We start from the raw sequence: 12,524 nt of genomic DNA on the forward strand, positions 1-12,524 counted from the left end.
ATTTGATATAACAAGTTCATTGCTTCATGGAAAATTAAAAATCCAATGAAGCTCCATCGCGTGCAAAAGAAGGTAAAACGATTTGAATTTTATATTTTGAATATATTTTTTGATAATTGTTTGCTTGTCTTAATCCTTATATTATGTTGTTTTTAACCCTATTACTAGTTTTCGTAATTTTTAATCTTGCTTACAGTCAGTCTATAGATACTTTAAGAACAGTAGATGCTGCTGGTAATATTGTTAAGGTGGAGTATTACGAAGAGGGAGTAAGAAGAAATTATCTGAATCATTACGAGTATGATCCTAATAATCGCCTTATCAAAGAATATATGACCGACACTCTTGGTGAGATTCTTTCTAGAATTGGTTTGGCTCCAATTTTTGTGTATGAATACCGACTTATAGATGGTAAGGAGTCTAAAATAGAATATTGTTATGATAAAAATATGCAACCAGATGTATTGGACATCCCTCCATTTTATCATAAAGTTATTCATACATACAATTCAAAAAAGCAAGTCATAGAGCGTTGGGGAATGTCAAGGAATGGAGATACAAAATTTAGAATGGCATATACTTACAATGAACATGGATTGGAAGAACAAATTAAATACTTAGATGCTGATGGTAATATAGAAAAAGATAATGTTGGAATTCTTGAATTGAAATACGATGCACAAAAGAGGTTGATTTGCGAAGAAAATTACGATTATAAACACCGCCCTTATAGTACCCAATATGTACCTTTTAGGAAAGAAATTTCTTATTTAGGGAACATTGAGTGTGTTAAGATTTATGATAAAAACTTGAATGTTGTTCATCAGGAAGGTGTTGAATTATGTGCAGTTGCGTCAAACTTTGAATTGAAGAGTTTAGATAATACAATAGTAACTCTAGATGATTTTAAAGGGCATACAGTTGTTCTGTATTTTTGGTCTTCCACTTTTAGAGGGGCTCCATTTTTGAATCCTAGGATATTGCCTGCTTTTAAAAAGTATCAATCTAAGGTGAAATTCATTGCTGTAGGGATAGAGAAGCCTGAAAATTATGAAAAATGGCAAGAAGCAATTGTCACTACTCAAATAAATTGGGCTATAAATCTTGGTGCTTTTAATTCCTTTGATTCAAAAATTGCGAAAGATTATTATATCAATTACTTGCCTTTATTTTTTGTAATTAATAAAGATGGATTTATTGTTGGATCAGAACTTACAGGAATCCAAAATGTTATTAAATTGCTAGACCAACTCGAAAAGTAATGAATAGTTTATGTATTAAAAACAATACGATTTTTAAACGAAGTAGAGTACAACAATAAATATCTTATTTGATAATATTTATACATGGAAGAAACACACATATTGGATGAAGTCCAATCATCGCAAAAAGTTTACAACGAAACAGGAATAGCACTAGGTACATTTTTCGGAGGTCCTATAGCTACAGGTTATCTTTTTGTGGCAAATTATAAAAACCTAGGAAAAGGTCATTTATCTAAAAAAGTATGGGGAATTACGGCAGTAGTTTTCATATTATATTGTACCATTCTTTTTATAATACAAGAAATCGTAACGATCAATATTCCCAATGTAGTTTTTCCAATTATTAGTGTTGCCATTGCACGGCAATTGTTTAAGCAGCAGCAAGAGAAAGATGTGGAAGCACATATTCAACAAGGAGGAGAGGTGTATAGTTTGTGGCGAGCGGGTGGAATTAGTTTTATTTTTTCGTTAGTTATGATTAGTATTTTTATGGGTGGTTATTTGTGGTATGGTTCTGATCGAATACTTCCTTCTACCCCTTCTGAAGAAGGATGGACTGTTTCGCCTCAAGAAGAGCCTTCAAGTGAGCTTACCGACCCAAGTTCTGTTGTTGCTAATTTAGAAACTAGAAGTTATGGAGAGGCAGCGCATGTAATTGTTTATAATGAAGTCTTTTTTACACAAGAAAAGATTGACAGTATAGCTGAAGAATTAACACGGTTGAACTTCTTTGATGCTCGAAATCAAAAATATATTTATCTCGAAAAAGTGCTCTTTGATTATGAATTTTCGATTACAGATGCGAGTGCAAATATAGAAGACAAACAAACCAGTCTAAAGTATGAACAGTTAAGAATTGATTTAGAGAAATTTTTGAAGGATGGAAGCGTACGTGTTCTATTAATGGATGAGGATTTAGAAGAAGTCTTAGGTCATTTTGGGGAGGAAATTTAGACTTGCAAAAGGGATGGAAAACTTTACAAGATTTGCCCATATTTAGGAAAGTAAAGACAATAATTCAAATCGCTTTATAGTTTTTGTTTTGATAGAAATCCTATATTTTTGCAGGAGCAAAAAAATTGTTGAGTAGATTAAATACGAATGATGTCACCACACAGAAAATTCTTGTTTGTAACGCTTGTTTTTTTTTTAATTTATCCTTACGTTGACTTACAAGCTCAAAGAGTAAAAAAAGTAAAGTTTAGTAGGCATGCAGGGGCAAAAGAAATTAATTCTCCTCTTCCTTCTGATTATACGGATAGAACCTTTATTAGAGGCTTGGCTGGTTATCGAAATCAAATTGACCAATTGGTAGGGCATGTGTTGTTAATAAAAAAGGAAAAAGGAAAAAATAAAAAACCTGTTATATTAGGGCGATATGTTCGAAAAAATAGCCCTCCAAAAATGGAAGCTATTATATCCGATAAAGCGTTGTATAGCTCAAAAATTGACGGCTCTTGCGAATTTAATGGGCACTATATGATTGCTTCTGTAAATGCAAGTATCGAAAGTGTCTATGAATTGACCATCACAGATATTGCAATGGCAATTATTCCAGATAGCTTAATCCCATATACCGAAATTTGTGAGGCATTTCAAAATGCAGATCAAGCAGATTCAGAAGTGAATTTGTACTATGTCAAATCTGCTAAATTGACAACTGTTTATACCAAAGATTATGTCCGAATTCAAAGTGCGACAGAAGTGTCAGGGGGAGACATATTTGGTCTCAAGGGTGAAATTTATAATAGCTCGGATAATTATGCTGTAAACTATGTTGTATCCGCAGATATAGTTTCTTTAAACGATATGTTGTTGCTTCAAAATTGTGATAAAAAAATAGAAGAAAAGAAAATACGCTTGGCAGCCGCAGAAGCTGCAAAGGAAGCGGCAATTGCTGCCAAAGAATTGCAAAAAGCAAAAGAGTTGGAGTTAAAAACAACTAAAAGTGAACTGGCAGAGTTGTCTAAGGAGTTGTCAAAATTAAAAAAGCAATTGGAGGCACAGTCTAAAGAATCCAAAGAGTACCAAACATTGGCATTAAAACAAGCTTTGGCCATTGATAGAATGAAAGAAACGATTCAGAATCAAGCACAAATTGAGCAAGATATTGAAGTGGCCAAAAAAGAACGCAATGCTGCTGAAAAGGTAGTCGTTTTGAACAATGAAATAAAAAAACAAACTAACTTGGGCGTTTTAGATTTGGGACCAATGCAAGAAGGAAAAACTAAGGTGATTAGTTCTTCCGAAGAATTAGAAAAAAAGATTGTAAAGGAAGAAAATGCTGAAAAAGAATAAATTTGTTTTTGAGACTATTTTTAGATCTGAAATAGATTGGTATCTTGGTTAGGCTTCATAAAAAATGCGAGGTACTCGATCGCTGATGTTGGTTAATATTTCATAAGGAATGGTCTCTAGCGTAGTCGCTAAAGCTTGAATCATATCGACATTATCAAACAAAATAACTTCATCTCCTTCTTGTGCCGCTGAAATATGGCTAACATCTACAAAGCACATATCCATACAAATATTGCCAATAGTAGGAGCGAGCTGTCCATGAATTTTTACTTGTGCATTGCCATTGCCAAAAGCTCTCAAAAAACCATCTGCGTACCCAATGGATAAAACGGCAATCCGACTAACTTGCTCAAGGGTTCCTTTGCGACTATAACCTACGGTTTCTTTGGTGTCTAATGTTTTTATTTGAGCAATACTTGTTTTTAGGCAAACGACATTTTGTAGTAATGGTAATTGTCGATTTGGATCAATGCCATATAAACCAATGCCCAAACGAACCATATCAAATTGGTGCTGCGGAAAACGAGTAATGCCAGCGGAATTGAGTAAGTGCTTAATAGCTTTGATCTCTAGAGTTGTTTCCAGATGATTGGCTAGATGGGCAAAACTATCAATTTGTTGCTTTGAGAATGCCTCATGTTGTGGTGTATCAGATGCTGCAAGGTGAGAAAAAATGCCCTTGATATTCAATTGTTTTTTGTGTTTACTGAGAATGCTTAATACATTCGGAATGTCCTGTTCCACAAAGCCCAAACGATGCATTCCTGTGTCTAATTCTAAGTGAATTGGATAAGGGGTTTTTAGGTCAGTGGTCGTTAAATAATGTAAAAAAGCCTTTAGCATACTAAAACTATAAACAACAGGCTCTAATCTATTTTTGCACAAGATCTCAAACTCATAGGCGGCACTATTCATAACCATAATGGGCAGTTGAATACCTCTTGATCGCAGCGCTACCCCTTCGTCAACATAGGCTACTCCCAAATAATCAACATGATTGTATTGTAGTAGTTGTGCAATTTCGTAAGAACCGCTACCATAGGCAGAAGCTTTAACCATGACCATTAGCTTAGTTTTGGGGTTGAGCTGATTTTTATAGATTTGGAGGTTGTTGGTCACGGCTTCTAAGTTGATTTCCAAGACGGTTCCATGGATACGTTGTTTTAGTTGTTGTGCAATTCGCTCAAAACCAAATGCTCTAGCTCCTTTGAGCAGAATACTCTCTTGATAAAAAGAAACCTCGGAACCAATTGCACTGATAAACGCATCTGTTGTTTCAAAGAAATAGGTTTCTGGTATGGTCTTAAAATAATGTTGGGCTTGCATTAGATGAGGACCAATACCAATCAACTTTTTAATTTGATGCTCTTGAAGTAAGCGTCCAATTAGTTGATAATGTGGAAGTTTTTTTAGCTCTGGGATGTCTGATAAAATTAAAGTTTTGCTATAGTCCGAACTAGTTTTGTGTTTTTGCTGTAAAAAATCTAAGGCAATTTTCAGACCTTCTAAATCATTGTTATAACTATCGTCAATAATCTGCGAGTTATGAATCCCCTCTTTTAGTTCTAGACGCATGGGAACGTCACTCAATTTCTCCATGCGTTGTTCTAGTTGCTGAATAGGAATGCCCAAATAAAGTAAGGTTGCAATAGTATGCAAGCAATTTTCAATAGCTGCGGCATTGGTAAAAGGAATCGACATTCGGGTAATTTTATGCTCCCAATGAATTTGCACAAGCGTTTTATTTGTCCTTATTTGTGTATAAATAGGCAATTGAGCTTCTGTTGAAGCCCCCCAAGACCAAAGTTGGGTAGGGGTGTGCTTGAATTTTGCTCTGATTTTTTGATGGATTAGCGAATGGTTGGTACTATAAATAAGTACCTCGACTCCTTTAAATAGCAATAGTTTTTCTTCTATCTTTTCCTCTAGGTTAGCAAAACCACTAGCATGTGCTTTGCCTATATTGGTGAAAATACCGATGGTGGGAGTTATCACTTTTTGTAATCGCTCCATTTCACCCACTTTTGAAATGCCTGCTTCAAAGATAGCCAAGTTGTGTTGCCCATTGATGGCAAGTACAGAGAGGGGGACGCCTATTTGTGAGTTATAACTTTTAGGACTTTTGATCAAGGTATAATCTTGTTCTAATAATTGGAAAAGCCATTCTTTTAAAATCGTTTTTCCGTTACTTCCTGTAATTGCTACAACTGGTAGGTCAAATTGTTTTCGATGATAATGCGCATAGTCTTGCAAAAGTTGGATGACATTAGGAGTTGTTATAACTTGAGCCATGGGGTATTGTTCCCAAGAGATCGATTCACTAACAACAAAATGCCGAACACCTTGTTGGTAAAGCGCATCGATAAAACGATGGCCGTCATTGAGCTTTCCTTTAATTGCAAAAAAGATACTTTGTGCAGGAAAAATTAATTTTCTACTATCAATTAAGATGAGCTTTTGTTTCCAAAAATTAGTATCAAAGTTAATCGAATCCATAGTTTGCGGGCAGATTACAAAAAAGAAAATTATATGCAAGAAAATGCCAAAGATACAGATATGTTTTGGGAGTGGGGAATATTTTTCAATTGTTCGTTGAAAACTTTATGAGTTTCTTAAGGAGGAATTATAATAAGATCTCTATCGGATATTGCTATTTTCTGCTGAAAATATGGATAAAGAATATTAATTTGGGTAACCAAAAAAAGGAAAAACGTAAGATGATTGTTCGGGTAGAAAAATAGAATAAGATGGAAGCATATGAATTGATTACACTAAATGAAAGGAATCTAGATACGGAGCACATTTGTTGTGCATTTACCAATAAGAATTGTGCAGAAGGCTATCAAGCCAAAAAAAATTGGTTAAAAGGACAGTTTAAAGATGGTTATACGTTCAAGAAGTTTAATATTAGGGGCAAGGTATTTATAGAGTATGTTCCTGCTGAAAAAGGATGGGTGCCCATTGATGCCCCCAATTATATGTTAATCAATTGTTTTTGGGTTTCTGGGAAATACAAAGGGCAAGGATTGGGAACACGACTTTATGAAGCTTGTCTAGAAGATGCTAGGGATAAAGATGGGCTTGTAGTTGTAACCGCAAAAAAGAAACAGCCTTTTATGTCTGAAAAGAAATTTTTTAATAAAAAAGGTTTTCAGCTGTGCGATACGGCCTTGCCGTACTTCGAATTATGGTACTATCCATTTCATGCAGATGCTGTTGTCCCAACGTTCAAAACAATCGCCAAACAAGGGATTTGCGATGTTCCGCAAGGTTTGAGTGTTTATTATACGAATGCTTGTCCATTTACAGAGTATTATGCCAATATAGAACTAGTAGAAGCTGCCAAAAAGCGAGGTATTCCTATTCAAATTCATAGATTGGCAACCAAAGAACAAGCCCAAAATCACTTTGTTCCTCATACTATTTACAGTGTTTTTTATAACGGTCAATTTGTAACGCAACAAATGTTAACCGAAAAATCTATTGACAAGTATATTACCAAATAAAAAAGACCCCAATAACCACTAGGGAATAAATTCCTTATTGTGATTATTGGGGAAGAAACTAAATAGAATTGTAACAAATTTAAAATTTAATCATTATTTATACTTAGTTGATTTTTAGTAAAGTATTGATGGTTCTGTTTCCTTGTGTATCAATTGCTGAAATCCAGTAAGTTCCAACTGCTAATCTACTCAAATCAATTGTAATATCAGAAGAAGTAGTAGTGGTGTAATGGACTTGTCCCAACGCATCAAAAACATAGATGGTTTGCTTTTCAGAAACGTTTCGGATGCTTAGCACTTGGTTAGCAATAGACCATTGTGGCGCTGATAGGCGTGCAGATGTACAATTTGGACCATTATTACAAGTACTCACTTCTACCCAAACAGGATTTGATCCAGGCATCTCATTAGGGTTGGCATACCATTGGTTCTTCCAAATTTTACATTGGTAATAAACATTCGTGTTAGGTGTAGGATACGCAATACTATTGTCATAGGCATTGTAACCACAATAAGCACCACCATTGCCATTGCCACCCCCGTTACCATTTCCGCCACCGTTACCACCGCCGCCATTGCCAATACAGCTGCTATCTTCTGTGCAAGGGCTAATTTCTACCCAAACAGGGTTTGATCCAGGCACTTCGTTCGGATTGGCATACCATTGGTTGCTCCAAATTTTGCATTGGTAATAAACATTGGTATTAGGACTAGGGTAGCTATTGGCAGGATTATAGGAAGCATGACCGCAGTAAATAGCGCCATTGCCACCACCGCCGCCACCATTACCAGCACCATTGCAGTCATCTGCACCACCACTATAAGGCTCCATGGCAAAATTATTAGCATCAGCAACGGCATTGGCAGGAGCAGTTCCATTTAAGACACTGCTTGCAACGTTTAGGTAGGAGTATGCAGAACTATTACTACCAGACATTAATAGTTGCCAAATCATAATACCATCTCCATCCCCTGCACGATTTGGATGATTTTCTATATGGTCTGATAAAGAAGCAACGTTGGCATGTGTATAAGTGTAATACGGCCCCCATGGTTCATTGGGATAATGGACACCGGCAGCAATTTTAAATCCATATTGTTCTGCATAGTGCGCGTAGGCATCGTACATGATAGAGCGATTGGTACTCCCTCCTGCATTGTAGCCTTGAAAAGCAATTAAATCAATTTCGTTACCAACAGCTTTCATAACAGGAATCATATGACCTGTTGCACTAAAACCAAATAAATTGATACCGTTAGTTTGGGCAGTACCTTGGTATAGTTGAGCATCGGTTTCTCCTGTTAGGGTATTGCGATTGGCAAAGGCAAAAGGAGAACTAGGATCATCATTTAGCTGACCGCCCAAAGCACCAACACCACTAGGAGCGCAAGCCATAATGTATCCCTGAGAACGAGGCATGATAGCTCTAGAGTTGGTGAAGAAATCAATAAAATGCTGTACGTTTGTAGCACTTCCGATATTGGCAAAAGAACCGTTGGGCTCAAAATCCCAGTCGATGCCTGCAAATCCCATGTCGTCTACCAAATCTTTGATTTGCTGATAATTAATGTCGTTATAAATGGTGTTACTGGTCCAATATGTTTCTCCTCCAATGGACAGAATCACTTTCGTTCCCTTGTTGTTGAGTGCCCCAATACTCTCTTTTAGTGTACAACCATCATAAGGAACTTGAATGCCTGTTTGACTAATGTCATAAGATCCCTTAGTATATCGCAAATCGGGTTTGGCAAAAGCAAGAAAAACGTGATTGACATAAGAAGGAATTTCCCTTAATTTTGAATTTTGATTGTTTGAAACCCAGTTCTCTGACCAAGATGGGAAATAACCTAAGACAACAGGTGCATTGTTGTTTGATTGCGCAAAACTAGGTACTTGAAACAGGGCAAATAATGCAATTAGCATTATATACAAATTTGTTTTCATACTCATATTATAAAATTAGATAGTGAAAAAATATAGTTATAATGTGTGTATAGTAGAGTGTGTTCTACTAAATAATATAGAATGAAAATCAAAGGCTAAATACATATTTAGCGATCATAAATTAATCCAATATGTTGTCGGGGGAGTATGACGATTTTTAGGAGTGGGGTTTCCTAAATGAAGTAGGTTTAGCACACAAAGTTGATGTACTGCACTCAATGTATTTTTATTAAAATTATAATATTCATTGAGTTTATGTTTGTGAAACTACAATAATTTATATCCTAATATTTTTTAATTGTTCGTTTCAAGGAGAGATTTCGAGTAGGTGCTAGGTTTAGTAATGGCTTGTTTAATAGAAAATAATAATAGTAGGCTTGGATTATCTTTTAAAGCTTTTTAGACAAGAAAAAAAATAGGAATAGAGTTTTCCCTATTCCTATCTATATAAAAAAATAATAAATTGATAATGATTGTTTATTGCAGACCACTTAAATAGGAACCTAACAAGTCTTTGAACTGATAGCCTTCGGTAAATCGATCTTTGCTTAATTTTTTATGTTCGACCAAGCCCCACAAAACAAACTCTTTTAAGAAATAGCTGTCTTCTTTTGAGATATTGGGTTGATATTTTTTAATTAGTTCAGTTAAAGGTGTAATCTTATCTAGTTGAGCATGGTATTCTTTTTCTGGCAACTCATCTAACAACTCAAAACCACTTTCTTCAAAGAAAAATTCTAAAACATCATGATAAGGGCTTACTGTATCTGGACGCTCTAGTTTTGATATTTTAGGAAATAATGTGCTAAACAAGGTTACGATAGCCTCGCCAATTAGAGTTTCGGCAACAAAAGCAGCTCCTTCTTGCTCTCCTTCATAAACCAACTCCACTTTTCCTGTGATAGAGGGAATGACTCCCATAAAGTCGCTTAGGCGAATGGACGTTTTTTCATCTCCATTTTTTAATGCACGGCGTTCGGCTGTACTCAATAAATTTTCAAACGCTGTAATACTCATTCTAGCACTAATTCCACTTTTTACATCAATGTAGTCACTTACTCTAGCTTGAAAACTGATTTGTTCAAGTAAATCCTTGGCTAAAGAAGGAACATGGATTGTTTCAGATTGACGATCATCTAATTGAGCCTCTTGTTCAGTGATGGTTCTAGCTACAGCAATATTTTCTGGATAGTGCGTTAGGATTTGAGAACCTATTCTATCTTTGAGTGGTGTTACAATGCTACCTCTATTAGTATAATCTTCAGGATTAGCTGTAAATATAAATTGAACGTCCAAAGGCATTCTTAATTTAAACCCTCGAATTTGAATGTCTCCTTCTTGTAAAATATTGAACAGTGCCACTTGAATCCGAGCTTGTAGATCTGGTAGTTCGTTAATAACAAAAATACAACGATTCGCACGAGGAATCATACCAAAATGAATCACTCTATCGTCAGCATACGTTAGTTTCATGGTAGCAGCTTTGATGGGATCAACATCGCCAATCAAATCGGCAACTGTTACATCGGGAGTAGCTAGCTTTTCAGCAAAGCGTTCTGCTCGGTGTACCCATGCAATCGGAGTATCGTCTCCCTTTTCTTCCAACAAATCAATGGCAAATCTAGAAATAGGATAGAAGGGGTCATCATTAATTTCAGAACCTGCAACAATTGGCATCCATTCATCTAAAAGTTGCACCATCAAACGAGCCAAACGAGTTTTGGCTTGACCACGCAAACCTAGCAAATTAATATTATGACGAGATAAAATAGCTCGCTCTAGTTCTGGAATTACCGTATTTTTGTATCCCCAGACTCCTTTAAAAATGGTTTCTTTATTTTTAATTTTTGCAATCAAGTTATCTCTAAGCTCATCTTTGATAGATTTACTCTGATAGCCTGATTTTTTTAATTCACCGAATGTTTGAATTGATTTCATTTTGTATAGTTATTAGATTTCAATAGCATTAAAAAAATTAGTACGCTATTAAGTTTTATGTCTAGTGATTAATTGCCCATTAGGGGGGAAATGCGCTTTTATCGAATTCTTTTTTTTCTATTTTGCTCATAATCTGTAAAAATCATTTCACCCAAACCTTTAAGACCTGTATAAAATGCTTTTCCTTGATTTGATTTGGTAAATTGCTCTACAAAATTCATTAAGTGCGGATCTTGCGCAATCATAAATGTTGTAATTGGAATGTGCAGTTTTCGAGCTTGAGCAGCCATATTGTAACATTTGTTGACAATGTATTTGTCTAAACCAAAGCTATTTTTATAATAAGAGCCATCTTTTTCTCGAATACAACTTGGCTTTCCATCGGTTATCATGAAAATTTGTTTATTGGTATTGCGTTTTCTACGCAGCATATCCATTGCTAGTTGTAAGCCTGCCACTGTATTGGTGTGGTAAGGACCAACTTTTAGGTAAGGCAAGTCCTTGATACTAATCGACCAAGCATCATTGCCAAAAACCAATATATCCAATGTATCTTTGGGATAGCGCGTCGTAATTAATTCAGCTAATGCCATTGCTACTTTTTTGGCAGGAGTAATTCGATCCTCTCCGTACAAAATCATACTATGGCTGATGTCAATCATCAAAACAGTGCTCATTTGAGCTTTGAAACTTGTCTCTTCAACAACCAAGTCATCTTCTGTAAGCTTAAAGTCTCCTATACCATTGTTGATTTGAGCATTACGCAAGCTTTCCGTCATAGAGATACGCTCCAAAGAATCCCCATAGTTATAGTTTCTAAATTCACCATTGTGTTCATCACCTTGCCCTGTGTGTTTGGTCTTATGATTACCCGAGCCACTGCGTTTGAGTTTTCCAAAAATTTGATTTAATGCTTGCTGTCGGATTGCTCGTTCGGTTTTTGCTGTAATGGACAATTGACCACGACCATCTTTGGGATTGTTCTCTTCTTTGATATAACCTTTCTTTTTTAAGTCTTCTTCAAAGTCTTCTAAGGTATATTCAGGAGTGGTTAGTTGGTATTCTTTGTCCAGTTGCCGCATCCAGTCTAGTGTTTCTTCCACATCTCCAGAAGTATATGTAATCAACTCTTTGAAAATTTCTAATAATCTATCAAAAGGTTCCTGATGAGGAGCTTCGTATTCTTTGAAAATAAATCCCTTTCTATTGGCCATGTTTTAATATTATTTCTTGGAATTAATTTGCAAATCTGTAACAATTAAAAACGCAAATGGTTATAGAATTCACACGTAAATTGAAAATTTACTTCTATTTTATTGGATAAACACCACTGTAAACGACTGTTTGGCTTGTGAGAGCATAAACTAGCTACTTTATTGGGGAATATGATTGAAGGGCATCTAAGATAAATAATCCCTACCTAGTAAAAACATATGCTGAAGTAAATATCTAATTTTTAATCTTTTATTAACAAGTTAGTAGCTAAAACAAAAAACATGAGTCATCCCGAATTTTCTAAAGCACATTGACAAAATAAAAATGTTAAGATAAAATGGATGGCTTTTCTAAGTC

Annotated in this window: 8 protein-coding genes; 4 read left to right on the top strand and 4 right to left on the bottom strand. The window is 35.4% G+C overall.

The features are described 5' to 3' along the window. The first annotated feature begins 143 nt into the window (after nt 1-143). From CG11_RS18845 to CG11_RS18855, 3 genes are all read left to right on the top strand, one after another. Nucleotides 144-1,262, top strand: a complete 1,119-nt coding sequence (locus CG11_RS18845; protein ID WP_052598392.1) for a TlpA disulfide reductase family protein — start codon at nt 144-146, stop codon at nt 1,260-1,262. Nucleotides 1,263-1,346: 84 nt separating this feature from the next. Next, nucleotides 1,347-2,219 carry a hypothetical protein gene (locus tag CG11_RS18850; protein WP_052598393.1) on the top strand — a complete coding sequence of 291 codons (873 nt, stop codon included), beginning with the start codon at nt 1,347-1,349 and terminating at the stop codon, nt 2,217-2,219. A gap of 147 nt (nt 2,220-2,366) precedes the next feature. Then, a complete protein-coding gene (locus CG11_RS18855; protein WP_156039832.1) occupies nt 2,367-3,563 on the top strand; it encodes a hypothetical protein in 1,197 nt (398 codons plus the stop codon). 48 nt (nt 3,564-3,611) lie between these two features. Here the strand turns inward: CG11_RS18855 and CG11_RS18860 are convergent, their stop codons facing one another. After that, nucleotides 3,612-6,059 (bottom strand): bifunctional UDP-N-acetylmuramoyl-tripeptide:D-alanyl-D-alanine ligase/alanine racemase, encoded by a 2,448-nt coding sequence (locus CG11_RS18860; RefSeq protein WP_052598395.1) that lies wholly within the window; start codon nt 6,057-6,059, stop codon nt 3,612-3,614. A 251-nt stretch (nt 6,060-6,310) separates the two neighbouring features. On the opposite strand from CG11_RS18860, the gene CG11_RS18865 reads away from it, so the two are divergent. Further along, a complete protein-coding gene (locus CG11_RS18865) occupies nt 6,311-7,069 on the top strand; it encodes an N-acetyltransferase (protein WP_052598396.1) in 759 nt (252 codons plus the stop codon). Nucleotides 7,070-7,172: 103 nt separating this feature from the next. Here CG11_RS18865 and CG11_RS18870 read toward each other — a convergent pair whose 3' ends face one another. The 3 genes from CG11_RS18870 to CG11_RS18880 all read right to left on the bottom strand — a co-directional run bounded on the left by CG11_RS18870 (nt 7,173) and on the right by CG11_RS18880 (nt 12,166). Further along, nucleotides 7,173-8,993 carry a T9SS type A sorting domain-containing protein gene (locus CG11_RS18870; RefSeq protein ID WP_052598397.1) on the bottom strand — a complete coding sequence of 607 codons (1,821 nt, stop codon included), beginning with the start codon at nt 8,991-8,993 and terminating at the stop codon, nt 7,173-7,175. A 498-nt stretch (nt 8,994-9,491) separates the two neighbouring features. Continuing rightward, on the bottom strand, nt 9,492-10,952 hold the full coding sequence (locus CG11_RS18875; protein WP_052598398.1) for a sigma 54-interacting transcriptional regulator: 1,461 nt from the start codon (nt 10,950-10,952) through the stop codon (nt 9,492-9,494). A 98-nt stretch (nt 10,953-11,050) separates the two neighbouring features. Continuing rightward, the gene (locus CG11_RS18880) at nt 11,051-12,166 is read right to left on the bottom strand and encodes a VWA domain-containing protein (RefSeq protein WP_052598399.1); all 1,116 of its coding nucleotides are present in this window, start codon (nt 12,164-12,166) and stop codon (nt 11,051-11,053) included. Between the last annotated feature and the right edge of the window lie 358 nt (nt 12,167-12,524).

The sequence above is a fragment of the Aureispira sp. CCB-QB1 genome (assembly GCF_000724545.1).
Lineage (GTDB): Bacteria > Bacteroidota > Bacteroidia > Chitinophagales > Saprospiraceae > Aureispira.